The 18,682-nt window shown below is 27.9% G+C and carries 19 protein-coding genes and 2 tRNA genes; 5 read left to right on the top strand and 16 right to left on the bottom strand.

From position 1 onward, the window contains the following. Positions 1-2: 2 nt before the first annotated feature. From rplN to D2845_RS06025, 13 genes are all read right to left on the bottom strand, one after another. Positions 3-371, bottom strand: a complete 369-nt coding sequence (gene rplN, locus D2845_RS00760; protein ID WP_002881105.1) for a 50S ribosomal protein L14 — start codon at positions 369-371, stop codon at positions 3-5. Further along, entirely contained in the window at positions 364-648 is a 285-nt protein-coding gene (gene rpsQ / locus D2845_RS00755) for a 30S ribosomal protein S17 (protein ID WP_002881107.1), read from the bottom strand. Before rpsQ ends, rplN begins: the two co-directional genes overlap by 8 nt. Then, on the bottom strand, positions 648-848 hold the full coding sequence (gene rpmC / locus D2845_RS00750; RefSeq protein ID WP_002881109.1) for a 50S ribosomal protein L29: 201 nt from the start codon (positions 846-848) through the stop codon (positions 648-650). Before rpmC ends, rpsQ begins: the two co-directional genes overlap by 1 nt. Positions 849-850: 2 nt before the next feature. Then, a complete protein-coding gene (rplP, locus tag D2845_RS00745) occupies positions 851-1,306 on the bottom strand; it encodes a 50S ribosomal protein L16 (RefSeq protein WP_002881112.1) in 456 nt (151 codons plus the stop codon). Next, positions 1,284-2,021, bottom strand: a complete 738-nt coding sequence (gene rpsC, locus D2845_RS00740; protein ID WP_110858300.1) for a 30S ribosomal protein S3 — start codon at positions 2,019-2,021, stop codon at positions 1,284-1,286. Before rpsC ends, rplP begins: the two co-directional genes overlap by 23 nt. A gap of 1 nt (position 2,022) precedes the next feature. Continuing rightward, entirely contained in the window at positions 2,023-2,391 is a 369-nt protein-coding gene (gene rplV / locus D2845_RS00735) for a 50S ribosomal protein L22 (RefSeq protein ID WP_110858301.1), read from the bottom strand. A 1-nt stretch (position 2,392) separates the two neighbouring features. Further along, positions 2,393-2,677, bottom strand: a complete 285-nt coding sequence (gene rpsS / locus D2845_RS00730; protein WP_002881122.1) for a 30S ribosomal protein S19 — start codon at positions 2,675-2,677, stop codon at positions 2,393-2,395. After that, positions 2,677-3,525 (bottom strand): 50S ribosomal protein L2, encoded by an 849-nt coding sequence (rplB, locus tag D2845_RS00725; protein ID WP_002881125.1) that lies wholly within the window; start codon positions 3,523-3,525, stop codon positions 2,677-2,679. Before rplB ends, rpsS begins: the two co-directional genes overlap by 1 nt. A gap of 101 nt (positions 3,526-3,626) precedes the next feature. After that, positions 3,627-4,091, bottom strand: a complete 465-nt coding sequence (gene rplW / locus D2845_RS00720) for a 50S ribosomal protein L23 (protein WP_002881127.1) — start codon at positions 4,089-4,091, stop codon at positions 3,627-3,629. Further along, complete coding sequence (rplD, locus tag D2845_RS00715) at positions 4,091-5,050, bottom strand: 50S ribosomal protein L4 (RefSeq protein WP_197712582.1); 960 nt, start codon at positions 5,048-5,050, stop codon at positions 4,091-4,093. The genes rplW and rplD overlap by 1 nt, the downstream gene beginning before the upstream one ends. A gap of 2 nt (positions 5,051-5,052) precedes the next feature. Beyond that, positions 5,053-5,874: a 50S ribosomal protein L3 gene (gene rplC, locus D2845_RS00710; RefSeq protein ID WP_110858303.1), complete on the bottom strand. Its 822-nt coding sequence runs from the start codon at positions 5,872-5,874 to the stop codon at positions 5,053-5,055. Positions 5,875-5,916: 42 nt separating this feature from the next. After that, positions 5,917-6,225 (bottom strand): 30S ribosomal protein S10, encoded by a 309-nt coding sequence (rpsJ, locus tag D2845_RS00705; protein ID WP_002881133.1) that lies wholly within the window; start codon positions 6,223-6,225, stop codon positions 5,917-5,919. Positions 6,226-6,476: 251 nt separating this feature from the next. Then, positions 6,477-7,706: an HAD family acid phosphatase gene (locus D2845_RS06025; protein WP_110858304.1), complete on the bottom strand. Its 1,230-nt coding sequence runs from the start codon at positions 7,704-7,706 to the stop codon at positions 6,477-6,479. Between the two features lie 225 nt (positions 7,707-7,931). On the opposite strand from D2845_RS06025, the gene D2845_RS00695 reads away from it, so the two are divergent. The 3 genes from D2845_RS00695 to D2845_RS00685 all read left to right on the top strand — a co-directional run bounded on the left by D2845_RS00695 (position 7,932) and on the right by D2845_RS00685 (position 10,551). Then, positions 7,932-8,015 (top strand) — tRNA-Tyr (locus D2845_RS00695). Between the two features lie 3 nt (positions 8,016-8,018). Then, positions 8,019-8,093, top strand: a tRNA-Gln gene (locus D2845_RS00690). Between the two features lie 136 nt (positions 8,094-8,229). Next, on the top strand, positions 8,230-10,551 hold the full coding sequence (locus D2845_RS00685) for an MAG2960 family serine endopeptidase lipoprotein (RefSeq protein WP_110858305.1): 2,322 nt from the start codon (positions 8,230-8,232) through the stop codon (positions 10,549-10,551). Positions 10,552-10,691: 140 nt separating this feature from the next. On the opposite strand, the gene D2845_RS06020 is transcribed toward D2845_RS00685, so the two are convergent. The 3 genes from D2845_RS06020 to leuS form a co-directional block, all read right to left on the bottom strand. Beyond that, entirely contained in the window at positions 10,692-12,125 is a 1,434-nt protein-coding gene (locus tag D2845_RS06020) for a hypothetical protein (RefSeq protein ID WP_110858306.1), read from the bottom strand. A gap of 161 nt (positions 12,126-12,286) precedes the next feature. Next, the gene (locus D2845_RS00675) at positions 12,287-12,682 is read right to left on the bottom strand and encodes a hypothetical protein (RefSeq protein ID WP_110858307.1); all 396 of its coding nucleotides are present in this window, start codon (positions 12,680-12,682) and stop codon (positions 12,287-12,289) included. A gap of 68 nt (positions 12,683-12,750) precedes the next feature. Beyond that, a complete protein-coding gene (leuS, locus tag D2845_RS00670) occupies positions 12,751-15,156 on the bottom strand; it encodes a leucine--tRNA ligase (protein ID WP_110858308.1) in 2,406 nt (801 codons plus the stop codon). Positions 15,157-15,390: 234 nt separating this feature from the next. Here leuS and ileS point away from each other — a divergent pair, with 234 nt between their 5' ends. Together ileS and D2845_RS06015 are read left to right on the top strand one after the other, a co-directional pair. Continuing rightward, the gene (ileS, locus tag D2845_RS00665) at positions 15,391-18,063 is read left to right on the top strand and encodes an isoleucine--tRNA ligase (RefSeq protein WP_110858309.1); all 2,673 of its coding nucleotides are present in this window, start codon (positions 15,391-15,393) and stop codon (positions 18,061-18,063) included. Further along, on the top strand, positions 18,053-18,640 hold the full coding sequence (locus D2845_RS06015) for a signal peptidase II (protein WP_231992788.1): 588 nt from the start codon (positions 18,053-18,055) through the stop codon (positions 18,638-18,640). Before ileS ends, D2845_RS06015 begins: the two co-directional genes overlap by 11 nt. The last annotated feature ends 42 nt before the right edge of the window (positions 18,641-18,682 follow it).

The following is an 18,682-nucleotide window of genomic DNA, read 5'->3' as shown; positions in this document are numbered from 1 at the left end:
AACTATAAAACCTCCGGTGCTAATGAAATTATTTTCAAATATCCCTTATCACGAAGTTCTCTAGCAACTGGTCCAAATACCCGGGTTCCTCTCATGCTTCCGTCTTCTTTAATTAAAACAACAGCATTGTCATCAAAACGGATGTATGAACCATTTTCTCTTGAAATTCCTCTTTTTGTTCGCACAATAACAGCTTTTAAAACTTGACCTTCTTTAACAACACCATTTGGAATTGCTTTTTTAACAGTGACAACAACAACATCACCAATATTTGTACTTCTTACAACAGAACCACCTAAATTTTTGATGATCATAACTTCTTTTGCCCCTGAATTATCAGCAACATTACATCTTGAAAATTCACTAAGCATTTTCAGATCCTCCAATAGCATGTGATTTAATTGAAACTAAACGGAAATGTTTGGTTTTTGAAAGTGGTCTTGTTTCTTGGATTTCAACAACGTCACCAACTTGTGCCTGATTATTTTCATCATGAACTGCAAATTTCTTTGATTTTTTGAAACGCTTTGAATAAAGTGGGTGTTTTTCATATGTTTCAACAATCACAGTAATTGTTTTATTGTTTTTTGTACTGATCACAGTTCCGACAAGTTTTTTACGTCGATTTTCTCTCATAACTTGTTCCATTATTTATCCCCTTCTTTTGCTTTTGAATTTAAGGCTGTTAGTGTTCTTGCGATATCTTTTTTAACTAAGATAATTTTATGAGTTTGGTCTAATTGACGGGTCGCATTTTTGAAGCGAAGTGAAAATAGTTCAGCTTTTAATTCATTTAATAAATTATTTAGTTCTTCAACTGATTTTTTCTTAAGTTCAGTATAAGTCATAACTATTTTTCTCCTCCATTTTCACATTTGCAATTACATTCTTCGCTTACTTCTTTGGCAACAATTTTTCAGGTTACTGGTAATTTATGTCCACCTAGTCTTAATGCATCTTTCATTGTATCAACTTGGTTACCCATAACTTCAAACATCACAGTTCCTTCTTTGACAACAGCAAATCATTGATCTGGACTTCCTTTACCTGAACCCATCCGTACACCAATTGGTTTTGAAGTTTTTGACATATGTGGGAATATTTTAATAATAACTTTACCTTCACGACCCATTCGACGGGTAATCGCGATCCGGGCAGCTTCAATTTGCCTTGCACTAATTCATGCTGAAGAAGTTGATTTTAAACCAAATTCCCCAAATGATACGGTATTGTTACGGTGTGCTTTAGTTTTATCATGACGAATTCGAAACATTTTCCGATGTTTAGTTCTCTTTGGTTGAAGCATGTTTTTCGCCATCCTTTCCACTAAATCTTGGTCTTCTTTCAGGTTTTTTAGCAAAATTTGTTTGCAAATTATTTTTGTCTAGAATTTCGCCGCAAGATACTCAAACTTTAATTCCTAAGATTCCATAAGTTGTTTTTGCAATTGTAACGGCATAATCAACATCTTGTCTTAGGGTGTGTAGTTTCATTTCTCCTTCGGTATATCCTTCAGTTCTTGCCATATCAACACCATTTAAACGGCCTGAAACTGAGGTTTTGATTCCTTTTGCACCAGCTTTCATTGCACTTTTAATTGCAAATTTTTGTGCTAGTCGAAAACTTCCCCGATTTTCTAATTTAATTGCAATTCCTTCGGCTAATAATCTTGCATTTAAATCAGGATTTTTTAATTCAATCACATCGATTGTGATGCTTAATTTTTTGTTTTTTAAATGTTTCTTAAGTGCTTGTGTGATTTGTTTAATATTATCACCATTTGTTCCTAATAAAGCAGCAGGTTTAGCTGTGTAAACATAAACAATTACATTACCATTTTGATTTCTTTTAATTTGTACATTTCCAATTAAATACTCACGAACTTTTGCATCAAAGAAATCATAAATTTTTTGATCTTCTAGCAATAGAGTTGCAAAATTGGCTTTGTCTGAATATCAAACTGTATTATGTGCTTTGGTTACACCAAAACGAAATCCATTTGGATTGACTTTTTGTCCCATATTATTTTGCCTCCATACTTAGTTCATTATTTAATTCAATTAATTCAATATAGAAATGACTTGTTCTTTTTAAAATTGGGTATGCACGTCCACGTGAATGTGGTTGAAATCTTTTTAGGGTTGGACCATCGTTAACTAAAATTTTTGAGACCACTAATTTTGTTGCATCTAAGCCATAATTATTTGTTGCATTTGCAATTGCTGAATTTAGAAGTTTGAAAATAATTTTTGATGCCTTTTTATTTGTTGTTTGCAAAATCACTAATGCTTGTGTAGTTGATTTATAACGAATTAAATCTGCAACTAATCGTGCTTTTCTTGGACTAATTCTTTGCATTTTAACTGATGCTTTAACTACTTGTTGTGTCATATTATTTTTTCTTTCCTTTTGCTTTATCAGCACCATGACCATTAAAGGTTCTTGTTGGTGCAAATTCACCTAATTTATGTCCAACCATATCGTTGGTTACAAACACATCAATGAATGCATGACCATTATGAACTTGAAATGTTAAGCCAATAAAATCTGGGTAGATTGTTGAACGTCTTGATCAAGTTTTAATTGGTCTTTTTGGTGCTTTATTTTCAATAATAGCAACGACTTTTTTCATTAAATGATCATCAACAAATGGTGCTTTTTTTAATGAACGAGACATTATTTACTTTCCTTTCTTCTTCGAATAATGAATTGGTTAGATGCTTTTTTAGTTGCTCTTGTTTTAACTCCAAGCGCTTTTTTGCCTCATGGGGTCATTGGTGATTTTCTTCCGATTGGTTGTTTACCTTCACCACCACCATGTGGGTGATCATTTGGGTTCATTGCTGAGCCCCGCACTGTTGGTCTAATTCCTTTTAGTCGATTTCTACCTGCTTTACCAATGTTTACTAATGAATGTTCTTCATTTCCAACTTCACCAATTGTTGCCCGACATACACCTAAAACTTTTCTTACTTCACCTGATTTAAGTTTTAGAATCACATATTTTCCTGATTCATCTTTTCCAAGAATTTGTGCTGAAGAACCAGCTGAACGCGCAATGATGCCACCTTGTTTTGGTTGTAGTTCAATATTGTGAACAAATGTACCTTCGGGAATATTTTTTAATGGTAAATTATTTCCGATTTGAATATCAACATTTTCACCAGAAACAACTTTTTGTCCAACTTTAATATTTTTAGGACTAATAATATATCTTTTTTCCCCATCGCGATAAACAATTAATGAAATATTTGCTGAACGATTTGGATCGTATTCAATTGTTTTAACAACTGCTTCAATTCCATCTTTGCTATATCTTTTGAAATCAACAATCCGATAAAATCTTTTTAACCTCCCACCGTGGTGACGAGTAGTGATTTTACCTTGATTATTTCTTCCTGCATGTGTTGGAAGTGCTACAAGCAATGACTTTTCTGGTTTATGTCCAGTTAAATTTGCCTGGTAGTCAAGAGAAGACATATTACGACGACCATTTGTGTATGCTTTAAACTTTTTAATAGCCATGTTTTTATTCTCTCCATTTCTTAAAAATATTGTTTTCTTTTAAGAATTATTTTTTTAATTTTTATATTGTTTATTAATCTTATAGTTGCATGCAAGATTAATTATTTTTCTTCTTGATTATTTGTTTTGTTTTCTTTATTTTCTTTTGCTAATTTTGCTTCTTTTAACTCTGCAGCTTTTTTAATTTTTTCGGCTGCTTTCTTTTCTACTTCAGAAATTTCTTTAACTTCTTTAGTTGCATCTTTTTCTTGCGTTTCTAAAGTCTTTTTTGCTTCCTTAGCTTCATCAGCAAATAAAACAATTTTTGATTTTTCATCTAGATATACAATTGCTTTTTTAACTGCATTTTTATATCCTGAAAATCTCCCAAGTTTTGCTGGTTTCTTATCATAGTTAATAATGTTAACTTTTAGAACTTTTACATCAAAAATAAATTCAACAGCTTTTCTAACTTCAACTTTATTTGTTCTTTTATCAACAACAAATGTATAAACATTTTCATTTGTTCTAGCAATTTCAGATTTTTCTGTTAAAACTGGATATTTAATAACTTCATTAATATTCATTATTTTGCCATCCCTTCTAAGAATTTAATATCATCTGCGCTAATTACTAAAACATCAGCAGCAACTAATTGCTCAATTGATAAAGATGTTACTTTTGAAACATGTACATTTGGTAAGTTTCTTGCTGATCTAAATACAATGTCATTTGAAGAAACAATTAGAACATGATTTAAATTAATTAAATTATCTTTGTTTAATTCAACTAATAATGCTCTTGTTGAAATTTTTTCTAATTGATATTCTCTTACAAAAACAGCATTGGCATTTGCTAACATTGTTAAAGCTGAGAATAACGCATTTTTTCTTGCTTTTTTATTTATTTTTAAATTGTAATTTCTTTCGGTTGTAGGACCAAATGCTCTACCACCCCCAACAAAAATTGGACTTCTTAATGAACCCGCACGGGCATTACCTGTATGTTTTTGAGCTCAAGGTTTTTTCCCAGTTCCACTTACTTCTCCACGTGACTTAACTTTATGTGTAGCGAAACGTTTTGAAGCTCTTTCTGCTAAAATTGCATCAAAAATTGCTTGAGCATAAACTTTTTCTAATCCAAATACAGATTTTGGTAGATCAGTTTTTTTGTTTCCTGTTGGAATTTCTTTATTCTTATTTGAAGTTGTTTTTTCTTCTTTCTTAACTGGTTTATCAACCAAGTCTTCTTTTTCAATATATTCAATTGCTTTTTCGTTTTCAATTTTTGATTCAACGATTTTATTTGCAATGATTTTTGCTTTTTCTAAACTAACACTACCACGATATGCACCATCACGATGGAATCAAACACGAGTTACATTTTCTGATTTTTCACTAATGCTAATAAATTCATTCACCGCATCAATAAAGTTAGCAAAATTTCCTGAAACTTCTTCTTTGGCTTTTTTGAAATTAAATGAAATGTTTCGGTTTTCATCAAATGCTTCTGAGATATAGTATTTGTCAACAACAACTGATGCCATAATTATTTATCTCCTTCAACATTTTCTTCTTTAGCTGCTTCTTCTTTGGCAATTGCTTCAGCTAAAGCACTCTTCATTTCTTTTAATGACATTTCCATTTTTAATTCAAGATTATATTTTTTTGCTTGTTCAAAAATTTCATTTTTTGCTAAAGCTTCTTTCAGGTTTACTAATTTAATTTCAGGTTTCTTTTGAACTGATTTTTTCGCATTTTTAATTACTAATAATGCGCCTTTAGCTCCTGGGGTGCTACCCTTTAATAATAAAAGATTATTTTCAGTGTCAATTTTCACAACTTCAAGGTTTTGAATTGTTACTTGTTCTGATCCTAGATGACCTGGCATTGTCATACCTTTCCAAACTCTATTTCCAGAAATGTCACCAATTGAACCAGTTTGTCTAATAGGTTTTGAACCACCCCCACCACCATGTGATTTTGGACCAATGTGTTGGTTTCATCTTTTAATGGTTCCAGCAAAACCTTTTCCTTTTGAAATTGCTGTAACATCAACAATATCTCCGCCTTCAAAAATTGAGGCATCAATAGTTTCACCTAGGTTGTAACCTGTCATGTTACGAATTTCTTTTACGAATTGCTTAGGTGTTGTATTTGCTTGTTTAAAATAGTTAACTTCAGGTTTCTTAATTCGAGATTTTTTCTTATCTTCTAAACTAAGTTGTGTTGCAATATAACCGTTTTTTTCTTGTGTTAAAACGTTGGTAACAACATTTGGTTTAACTTCAACTACAGTCACAGGAATTAATTTACCTTCACTTGTGAATAGTTGAGTCATTCCAACTTTTCTTCCTAAGATTCCTTTCATTTTTTTCCTTTCTAAATATAAAATAAAAAATAATCATCTGTATTATTCTACAGATTTGATTGTAATTTGAACTCCAGCAGGTAATTCTAATCTTTTTGCTTTATCAATTAAAGTTTTAGTTACATTTGATAAAACTATTAGCCGTTTATGAGTTCTACTTTCAAATTGCTCACGTGATTTTTTATTAACGTGAACTGATCTTAGAATGGTAACAATTTCTCTTTTTGTTGGTAAGGGAATTGGACCACTAACTTCAGCTTTTTCTGCTTTTGCTAATAAGACAACTTTTTTTGCTGCATCATCAACTAAATTAGCTTCAAAAGCTTTGATCTTAATTTCCAGTTTTGCCATTGCTTGTTCTCCTTTTTCAATTAATTGAAATGCTCCACACAAGTTCTCAATATCCAAGTAGAACAACTAAGCTTGGCATATCGCAATCTTATGCTTCCTTGCATAAATACCAATTTATTATACCAAAAACTAATTTTTTATGTTTTTTTTACAAATAAAAAATATCAAACGCAATTTTTAATCTAAATAAAATCTTGTTTGATATTTAAAATAAATTTTATTGCTCTTAATTTTAGGTTTTTTTATACTAACTAAGCTTGGATATTATCTTGTGAATTTTTAAATACTTTTTCTAATGCTTTTCAAATTTTATCAAATTTACCATGTTTATATGGACGAGCTCATCCACCATACATTGCATTTCCTGGAACTTGAATATTAAATTGATGTCAGTTAAGTTCTTCAACTTTAGTTTGCCCATCTTTAACTGTAACTTTAACACCCTTCCCATTTTTAAATTCAATGTCAGTAAATAAACGATCTAAGTTATTATCTTTTATAAATTTAATATTATCCCCTGGTTTTAGATGTTTATATGCATCATCATAAAAATCATTAAAATCATCACCGATTTTCATAATTACTTTAGTGCGGATTTTATCTCCTGATTTTGAATCTGATACATTAAAGTTTCAACCATCCTTATTATCACTAACATCATTCATTCTTTGATTTTTACTTGTTACACGCTTATTAATATTAGGATTTTCTAAGGCAGTTTTTCATGGACTTTTGTCTTCATATTTTCCGCCTTTAGCAGTTGTATCCACACCAGAGCATCAAAACATTCAATCATGAACATATTTTTCTTTAACTCCGTGTTTAATTAAGTTTTTCTTAATTCCTTCAATTGGAGCTTTGACTTGCGGAATTCCTGAGTTAAACATAACAATTCCACCATTTTTAAAGACATGATTAATAAAATCAATTGCCCCAGGAACTGGTTTTCTATTTCCCTTGGCATCAACTTCACCTTTGAATTCTTCACTAAACACACCATTATTTTCATAAACCATTCATGATTCAGTGTATTCATTAACAAAAACTGTTTCATCAATATCCATGAAAACAACAGGTACAGCTTTATCTCCTTCTGTATTTTTAACAACACCATCTTTAGATTTTGTATAATCCAACTCTTGTAATTTTTCTTCTTTTTTCTTAATATTATCAAATGCAATTTTTGCCAATGTATAAGCTTGCATTGCAGCCGCTCTTTGTTCAGCAGAAGTTACATATCAAACAATTGCCGCTGCAATTCCTGCACCTGAATTTAGTTTATCAATTAATTCAGATTTTTCTTCTTTTGTTAAATTTAAATTATCAATTAATTCTCTTTTTTGTTCAACACTTAATTTTTCAATTTTTTCTTTAAGTGAACTAAAGTCATTTTTATTATTAGTTGTATTGCAACTTGCAGCAACAACTGGTAATGCAATAACTGGCATTGCACTTAAAAATAATCTTAATTTTTTATTCAAAATATCTCCTTTTTTTTAATTAAGCAATTTCAAAAATACTTGATTGTATAATATTGAATTATAGCACTCAAAATCTGCAAACAACCTTAATAAATCAATTTGATTTTAAAAAAAATAATTAAAAATTTAGCAAAATTTAAAACCTTTTAAACTAAAAAATAAAATTTAGATTTTTTTGCATAAAGTTTTGATTTTATAATATAATTTTCTTGCGATTGATTGAATGGAGGGGTAGCGAAGCGGCCAAACGCGGGTGGCTGTAACCCACTTCCTCACGGTTCGGGGGTTCGAATCCCTCCCCCTCCACCATTTTGCCCTTTAGCCAAGTGGAAAGGCAGCGGTTTTTGGTACCGCCATTCGTTAGTTCGAATCTAACAAGGGCAGCCATATCATTTATTTGACAAATTAAAACTCAAGCAATTGAGTTTTTTATTTACTCTTTAAACAAAGAATGAATTTAAAACTGCTAAAATATTTATCTAAAATAAATTTAAAAAAACTCTAAAAAGAAAAAAACTAACTTATGACTAAGAATAAATTTAAATTGATATCTAGTTTACTAATTAGTAGTTTTCCTTTACTAGGTATTTCATGCCAATCAAAAATACATAATCAACATAATGAAATTAAAAACAATGAAATAAAAATTACAATTCCAAACAAAGAAAATTTAGTTCTTAATACAGTAGGTTGAAATGATGTTGTTTTGAATTATGATAGAGAAAAATATGATGTCATAAAAGATCAAATCATAAAAAATAATGATAGTCTAATCATAAGAATAAAGATTATTAAGAAAGATTCAACATCTAAACAAAATGTCAACGAAATAATTAAAGAAGAAACATTTTTCAATTTCAAAAATCCAACAAACGATCCAATCAATAATCCAATCAATCTAAACCCTTCAAAAAATAATAATGAAGAACCTAAACCAAACAACAAACCAATTTATCATAACAATGAAAAACTAATTTATGATGATAGCAAAATTTATACTATAAATAAAAATCCGCAATACTTTCTTGATTCACACTTGTTCGATGATGAATTCTTATTTAATAATGATGTTTATACAATAACAAGAAAAACACCTAAATTTAAAACTGCATCTCATAATATTAATGTTTTTTTAAGAAATGGAGATAATGGTAGTCAAGTTGACTTTAGAAGTTATACTTCTAATAATGATATTGAGAAGCAATTTTGAGAGTATGCTAAAGATATTGGTTTTTATGGTCATTATGGAAATAACTCAAGAGAAAAAGTTGCATTCTATAATGATCACATTTCAGTCGATGGAATGGTAAAGCAATATTATTTAAATAATTTCAATGAAAAAGATAAAGACGATGCAAAGGTTATAAGACTTAATGACTATGAAATAATTAAGAAAAATCCTTTTGGTTATCTTCCTTCAAATTTAAATCAATTATTCTATTACATGAATTTTAAAAGTATTTCTAAATTATTAAATATTGAAAATATAATTAAAATTCAATCGAATTTCAATGATGAAATTGGTGAAATTGAGTTGCTTATAACAAATAAAAATAATCAAAAATACTATTTAAAAATCGACAAAACAAATACTTCTTATCTAAAAAGTAATCTTGATTTTTATCAATACATTTATGACCGAAGTTTTATGATGCTATATTATGGTACCGAGTGATTTAGAGATCCTTTTAGAATACAAAAAGAACATTTGGGACATACTAGTAGTGGTGGCAGTATGTGAGTGGTTGATCGAATAATTAATAAAGAAGCTGAAAAGCAAGATTACTGAGAATTATTAGTTGCTACTAATATACATGTTTTTAGTTTAAATAAAATTTTTGATAAAAGTCTATATTTTAGAAAAAATGATAATAACATCAATTCTAAATGATGAAAAGCTGGATTCTATGATCCGAATGATTGAGATAACTATTGAAATAATTTAAAGAATCGCACCAATGCTAAATTCATGACACTGAGAGCTAAAGATGAATTTTTAAGTAGCAATTCAGCATATGTTGATAAAAATGAAGCAATACCAACTATTGAATCATATTCACAATATTTAGATATGCCATATTACACACCACGTTACGAAATTAATGATTTTATGATTGATCATCCAGATACAGCAGGTAAATGATTTGAAGAATATGATAGTGAGACTAGAATCGGGAAAACAAAAAATGCTGGTGCAGATTTTGTTTTATTAAAAATAAAAATTAAAAAAAGTCAATTAAAATTAATTCTTCCAAAGTTAGATGAAATAATTGGAACTAATAAAGAAAAAGATTGATATATTGGTTTAGGAAAAAATGAATTAATGAGTCCTTACAAAACACAATTTTATGCAGGTTATCCTAATTTTAGTTTTAAAGGTAATAAATCAATTGGTGGGATTATTAGCACACAAAATCGCTACGTTAAGGATGATGACTTTAAAAGTCTATGAGTAAGATACAATGAATCATTAAATAAGGATTGAAATTCACATAAAAATAATTGGGAAGAATACACAAAACCATTTGTAGAAAATGAACATGGTATGCCACTAAATATCCTTACTCAACATTCTACTTTATACACAAGAATAGAAAAGAATGAGAAACACAATGCTTTAGATAGCGGTTCCTCAGGATCAATGGTAATAGATTCATCATTCAATCTTGTTGGCATAAATTATTTGCTCACAGAAGATTCTGAGCATAATACAACAACAAACGCAATCAATCTTATTCAAGGACAAGGTGATTATAAAAACAAGAATGATGGAAACATATTAGAAAATGTAATTAAAAAACTAAAAAGTGATAATTTACATACAATAAAATTGAATCCAAATTAATATAAATACTAAATGTGTCTAACCTTTTAGTTTTAATATATTATTCCTATTTTTTTACAGAAATTAATATTGACAAACTAACAAAAATGAGACTTTTTATTCAATAATAGATTACTGTAATATGCTAAATTTATAGTTATCTATAAATTAAAAATTTTTGCTAATTTGGTTATTTCTTTTGGTTTTTCTACTGATATTCAATTGCCTTCTTTACTTTGTTGCTTACGATAATATCCTAAACGTTTGATTATCTGTTTATATGAATATTCATTATCAACTTCCTTTTCTTTTAAAATATTCTCAATTTTGAATTTTATAAGTTTAGCTAAAAAGTTTACAAATTCGCTCATTGCCTTATGTAATACTGAATTAGCAGATCTTTCAGTGCTACTTATTAGATTCTTAGTAAATTTCAAATCTTGAATCACATTAGGATGACTATTATATAGCATATATATCTCTTCTAAATGAGTATCAATATTTGACTCAACGATTGTAATACCATCATACTTCCTATCTCTTAATAGATCGGAATATCTATAAGTTTCATCAATCATAGCTAGACGTTCACGGCCCATTCTAATTGCTTCGTCAAAATCTCTGAATGCGTATATAAACTTAGAATTATCATTTATTTTTAATCCACTTACAGCACTATTGCTTTTATAGTAATTATGTATTGCTAATCATCCACTCGATGAAAGCAGTTCATCAATGTTAAAGGATTCTGCATGAACATCTAAAGGTTTAATGTACTTAATATCTTGATTATTTTTAAGAACTTTTTCTATTTCATCCTTTTCCATTTCATTATCAAAAATAACAAATTTATTTGAAAATTCATCTTTCGAGTTAAAAAAATCATAAAATGTTCTACCATTAAAGATATTTTCTACAAATGGTCTGTGAAATATAGGTTCTTTAGTAATAAAATCAAAAATATATAGAAATTTCATTTTACTTCAAGTAATCGATGGTTCGTAATTTAAAAACATATTTTCTTCTGTAAAAAATCATTTAAATGACGCCAATACGACATTTCTAGTATCTCTAAACTTTTTTATTCTTTCATTCATGAATCATTCAGTTTGTGAGTATCATGAATTGTAATTAAGAATTAATTTATCTAAATTTCTTACATCAAAATTTAAATTTCTAAATTTTTCAGATAGAAAAGATGTTTCATAGAGCAACTTAAAATCATCATCAATTGCTTCTGGATTTATTGATTTCATGACTGCTAATGAATAAATAAAATTTGCTACCTTTGTATCAAAAAAATTCCGTAATTCTTTTAATATATCCTTAGTATACTTAGTTATTAATTCAATATTTCCAAAGTCTTTTATCTTTGATATTACAGTTTCCTTTGTTTTTGTACCAACTGGAATTGGTTCTGGATATGGAACAAATTTGTAATCAATAATTTCGCCAACAATTTCTAAATCTTTAGGAATTGCCTTACCATTTACATATTTGCTAGTTCTTTTTACTACTTTATACTTCCCAAAATAGTCCTTTATAACTGTATTTTTAGGTCTTGATACTCTTTTAATTTTTTCTGGTATTGCCATTTTCTTCCCCTTATATCTAATATATTATATAGTTTTCAACCTATATAATAAATTTTACCATTAATTTATATAGTAATATTACATTTTAAATTGAATAAATTATTTAAAATAGTTCTTAGCATAGGCCAAGAACTATTTTTTTTCAATTAACTTAATTTACTTTATATTGTTATATTGTCACTATAAGTGCTTTGATAGAAATTTGATCTTTTTGATTCAACTAAATACATTATCATTCCTACTATTGCAACAATTCAAAAAATATTTCCCACTATAAATAACACTAGGTATTTTTGATTTGGAGCAATGATTGCTGACCATATCAATAAAACTACCATTGCAATTGAAATTGGAATAATTAATAAATATGATATCAATGCAACGGTTATATTTCCTCCGATCGCTAAATTTAGTAGTGAATCTGGTTTAGATCCGTTTAATATAATACCTGCACTAAATAAGCTCGCTGAGACTAATATGATAATTATTGCTATATTTATAAAAAATAATGATAAATAGGCAATTGCAAAATTTCTAAGTTTTCTACTATTTTCCATAATTTAAATTATATAAAAGTTAATTAACAGAAACAAAAAATAATATCTAACTGAATTAAGTATGATTCTTATTTAACAATGATATTTAAAATCTTATTTTCAACATATATAGTTTTAATAATTTGTTTATCTTCAATCCATTTTTTTACTGATGGTAATGATATTGCTTGACTAACAATTTCTTTTTCATTTCAAGAAGGAATAATTTCCATTTGTGCTCGAATTTTGCCATTTATTTGAATTCCAATCTGAGGATTTTTATTTATTATTTTATCTAAATTAACGATTGGTCAAGATTGATATTGAAGTGGTTTTTCATTAATATTAAATAAAATTTCTTCAGCAAAATGTGGTGCAAATGGTGATAATAAGATTCCAAAATCTCTAATTACATCAGTTGAATTGATTTCTTTAAGTGTTGATAAGTAGTTTATGAACACCATTAATTTGCTAATTGCAATATTGAATTTGTATTTTTCAATATTATTTGTAATATCTAGAATTAATTGATTAATTTGACTATCTAACTCAGGGTTTTTGGAGTTCGGATTGATATTTTTTAATAGATTATTAAAAACTAAATCGATCTTATCAAGTCATTTTCTGATGCCATTTAAAGAATCAGTATTTCATGCTTTTGAATCAGTAATTGGACCCATAAACATTTCATATAATCTCAATGCATCAGCTCCAAATTCTGAAACTAACTCATCTGGATTAATAACGTTACCAAGGGATTTAGACATCTTTTGACCATCTGGTCCTAAAACTAAACCTTGATTAATAATTTTATAAAATGGTTCTTTTGTATTAACAATCCCAATATCATATAAAAAACGATGTCAAAATCTTGCATAAAGTAAATGTAAAACTGCATGTTCTTGGCCACCAATATATAAATCTACTGGCATTCATTTTTCAAATCTTTTTTTAGCTTCATTTGAATTGAGAGCTAAATAACTACCGTCTTCATTTTTTAAGATATAAGCTAAAAAATATCAACTTGATCCTGCTCATTGTGGCATAACATTTGTATCATGAGCATATTTTTTATTATCAATTTCAACATTGATTCAACTTTTTATATTTGCTAAAGGCCCTTGTGTTGAATTTGAAGGTTTAATGTTATCAATTTCTGGAAGCTTAACTAAATTTTCAACTAAATGAATTTGATTATTTTCATCAAATAAAACTGGGAATGGTTCGCCTCAATATCTTTGACGTGAAAAAATTCAATCTCTTAATTTAAAATTCGTTTTTTCTTTAGCCTTATTAAGTTTGATTAGCTCTTGATAAATAACTTTTTTTGCTTCTTTGATATTTAGACCATTAGCAAATTCTGAATTACAATGTGCTGCATCATCCAAAAAAGGTAGAGTGTTTGCTTCAAGAACAGCCTTAATTTCTAAATTAAATTTTTTAGCAAATTCAAAATCACGACTATCATGAGCTGGGACTAACATCAATGCCCCACTACCATAATTCATTAAAACATAATCTGAAGCCCAAATTGGAATTTCTTGCTTTGTTAGAGGATGAATTGCATACGCTCCAATAAATAATCCTGTTTTTTCTTTGCTTAATTGTGTTCTTTCTAAATCATTTTTTTCTTTTGTAGTTGCAATATATTCTTCTATTTGATTTTTTAGAGATTGATCACAAATTTCTAGAAGAAGCGGATGTTCAGGACTAATTATTAAAGCTGAAACACCATAGATTGTATCTAAACGGGTTGTAAAAGTTTCCAATGTCCCCGAATGATTTTTGATATCTCATTCAACGACATGACCTTTTGATTTACCAATTCAATTTTTTTGCAATAATTTTAGACTTTCTGGTCAATCTAAATTATCTAATTCTTCAAGTAATTTTTCAGCATATTCTGTAATTTTTAAAACTCATTGTTTCATTGGTTTACGAACCACAGGATAATTGCCACGTTCTGAGACTTTTTTGCCATTTAAATCAATAATTTCTTCATTTGCTAAGACGGTACCAAGTTGTTCACATCAATTTACATCAATCTCTTCGATTGAAGCTAAACCTTTTTTATACAATTCCTTGAAAATTCATTGTGTTCAATAATAAAATTTTGGATCAGTTGTATTAATTTCTTTATCATAATCATAAGAAAAACCCATTAGTTTTAACTGCTTACGAAAATTATCAATATTTTTGATTGTAAATGAGGCTGGATGATTTCCTGTTTTTAACGCATATTGTTCAGCGGGCAATCCAAATGCATCCCAACCAATTGGATGCAAAACATCAAACCCATTTAGACGTTTATACCTTGCAATAATATCTGTAGCTGTATATCCTTCTAGGTGTCCAACATGTAACCCAGCTCCTGAAGGATAAGGAAACATATCTAAAATATAAGCTTTTTTATTGCTTCTATTTGTTGTTTTGAATGATTTATTATCTTCTCAAAATTTTTGTCATTTTTTTTCAATTAATTTATGATTATACATGGTATTAATTTTATCTTAATATTGCTTTTTTCTTTTTTTAATTTTAATTTTAAAAATGCTAATATGTTTAAGAAAAAAAATTACTAATTTTGAAAGCAATTAAATTAAACAATTTTATTAAATAAAATTTTTAGAAGCAAATTAAGTTTAAAATGATTGGCAATACTTTAAAATAAATATTGTAAAATTTATGTATTATTTTTTGAATTATTTAGAAACAAAAAGAAGGAAATTATGGAGAAAAAAAATAAAGATTATAAGAACACACTTTTAATGCCACAAACTGATTTTTCAATGAAAGCAAACTTGGTTGAAAAAGAAGCTTTTTTCAATGAAAAATGACAAAAAATGAACTTATATCAGCAAATCCTGAAATCAAATCAAGGCAATAAGAACTTTGTCTTACATGATGGTCCACCATATGCCAATGGCAATATTCATGTTGGGCATGCATTAAATAAAATTTTAAAAGATATTATTGTACGTTCAAAAAATATGCAAGGATATTTCAGTCCTTTTGTTCCAGGTTGAGACACACATGGATTGCCAATTGAACATAAAATGCTTGTTGAAAAGAAAATGAATGCAAAAGATTTTTCAATTCCAGAATTAAGGAATGCATGTGCCAAGTATGCTTTGAGTCAAATTGAAAAACAAAAAGAACAATTCAAAAAATTATCAATGTTAACTGACTTTAAAGAAATTTATGTCACACTTGATAAAAAATTTGAAGCACAACAGCTTCGCTTATTTAAAAAAATGATTTTTGATGGTTTAATTTATAAAGATCTTAAACCAATTTATTGGTCGCCATCATCACAATCTGCATTGGCTGAAGCTGAAGTTGAATATGCAGACCATATTTCACCATCTTTATTTGTTTCATTCAAAATTGTTTTTGGAAATAAAATAATTCAAGAAAATGAAAATTTAATTATTTGAACAACAACACCTTGAACTTTAATTGCAAACTCAGGAGTTGCAATTAACAAAGACTTTTCATATATCAAAATTAAAGTCAATGAACAAATTTATATCTTAGCAAAAGACTTGTTAGAATCTGTTGCGATTCAATGTAAATGAGAAAACTATCAAATTATTGGCAATGAATTCAAAGGTGAAGATCTTTTAGGAATAAAATACCAAAGTCCAATTAACCAATTAATTTGTCCAGTTGTTGAAGGTCATCATGTTAGTCTTGAAAATGGAAGTGGATTAGTGCATATGGCACCGCTTTTTGGGGAAGATGACTTTATTATTGGCAATAAAAATAATTTAGTTAAAATCATGCATGTTAATGATGATGGAATGCTAAATGAACATGCGCTGATGTTTAAAAATCTTTTTTATGATGATGCAAATCCATTGATTGGAAAATTTTTGGAAAAAAACAATTTATTGCTTGGGTTTAAAAAAATTAAACACTCATATCCGCATGACTGAAGAACACATTTACCAATCATGTATCGAGCAACCCCGCAATGATTTGTTTCACTTAAAAAAATTAAGCAAAACATTTTGGATGAAATTGAAAATGTAAAAACTTATAATGATTGATCAAAATCAAGATTGGAATTAATGTTAGAAAATCGTGATACTTGATGTATTTCAAGACAAAGAAGTTGAGGTGTACCGATTATTGTTTTTTATGATCAAAACAAAAATCCAGTTTTAGAAGAAGAAATTTTTGATTATGTGATTGATTTAGTTGAAAAACATGGTAGCAATATTTGATATGAAAAAGATGTTGATGAATTGCTTCCTTTAAAATGAAGAAATAAAGGATTTAGCAAAGAAAATGATATTATGGATGTTTGGTTTGATTCAGGGTCAACATCATTAGGTGTAAAACCGAATAACATTGAAGCTCCTTTTGATTTATATTTAGAAGGATCAGATCAATACCGTGGATGATTTAATAGCTCAATGATTAATTCTGTTGCTTGAAGGAAAAAGAGTCCGTTTAAAGCTTTTTTATCTCATGGTTTTGTTTTGGATGGCAAGGGTAGAAAAATGTCTAAATCATTGAATAATACCGTTGATCCACTTGATGTTGTAAAAAAACATGGTTCAGATATTTTAAGATTATGAGCAGCAAATTCTGAATATAGTGCCGATATTGCAATTGATGATAAAATTCTTGAACAAAATATTGAAATATATCGTAAATTAAGAAATACAATTAAGTTCATGCTTGGCGGGATTACTGATTTTGATTTTAATTTTGTCAAATTAGATTCAATTCATGCTCTAATGGAAGAAAAATTAATTAATCTTGAAGCAAAAGTTTTTTCTTATTATGAAAATTATAAATTTGTCAATGTAATTAAAGAAATCAATAACTTTATTATCAATCTAAGTTCATACTATATTTCAATCACAAAAGATATTTTGTATTTAAACAAAAGCAATGATTTTGAAAGAAGACAAATCCAAACTTTATTTGCAAAAATTATTAAATTCTTGATTCTAAGTTTAAGTCCAATCTTACCAACAACAATGGAAGAAGTTTATCAATATTTCAATGAACCAAATAAATTGCCTTCAGCGCATTTATTAAAATGAAATTTTGCATTGGAACAAAAAAATCAATTAAGTGAAAAATGGGAAGAATTTTTTGTTCTAAAAAATGAAGTTTATAAAATGATTGAAGAAAAAATCAAAAAACAAGAAATTAAAAGACAAAATGAAGCGTTTATAACAATCAAAACAGATTCAGAATTTATTAAATCATTACCATTAACAAAATTATTAATGGTTGCTAAAGTTTCAATTGGAAATGAATTTAAAATTGAAAAACTTCCATCAGAAAAATGTCTAAGATGTTGAAATCATTTTGAAAAAGCAGATTTTAATTTTGAACTTGAAATATGTAAAAGATGTGAGGATGTCATCAATGGAAAATAATAGAGTAAGATATTTTTCAAAAGAATATTGAAAACTTCATTGAAAATTCATTTTAATTAATGTTGCTATTTTTCTTGGAAGTTTTCTTATTCTATTAGCAATTGACTTGCTAACAAAAGAATTTATTTTCAAATGGGATGACAAAAAAAACTTGATTGTCAACACTGATTATGAATTTGGAAATAAATTTATTATTTTTAAATCCGTTTTACATAATGGGACAACAATTGGTTTTTTTGAAACGAATTTACCATTTTTACATACAATTAGTTTTCTTATCTTTTTTGGTGCACTTTGAGCTGTAACTTTTATTAAAGAAAAAAAACTGATTTACATTACAGTTTTTTTAGCAGTTATAAGTGCAGGTTCATTTGGGAATATGATTGATCGCTTTTTGTTTAAGGGAGTTAGGGATATAATTAATCTTCCTTGAGTTAATAAAGGAGTTTTTAATATCGCTGATGTTTGGTTAGTAATTGGCGCAATTGGATTATTCGTTGCAATTATTGTCCAATCAATTATTAGTAGTCAAAAAGCAAAAAATAAAAAAGAAGAATTTATAAACAGTCAACTTTAAAAATGACTGTTTTTTTCTTCATTTTTTCTTATTATGCAATTA

Source organism: Metamycoplasma alkalescens (assembly GCF_900476125.1).
Classification (GTDB): domain Bacteria; phylum Bacillota_I; class Bacilli_A; order Mycoplasmatales; family Metamycoplasmataceae; genus Metamycoplasma; species Metamycoplasma alkalescens.
Note: the sequence above shows the minus strand (reverse complement) of the source record. Positions and strands in the feature narration are given on the sequence as shown.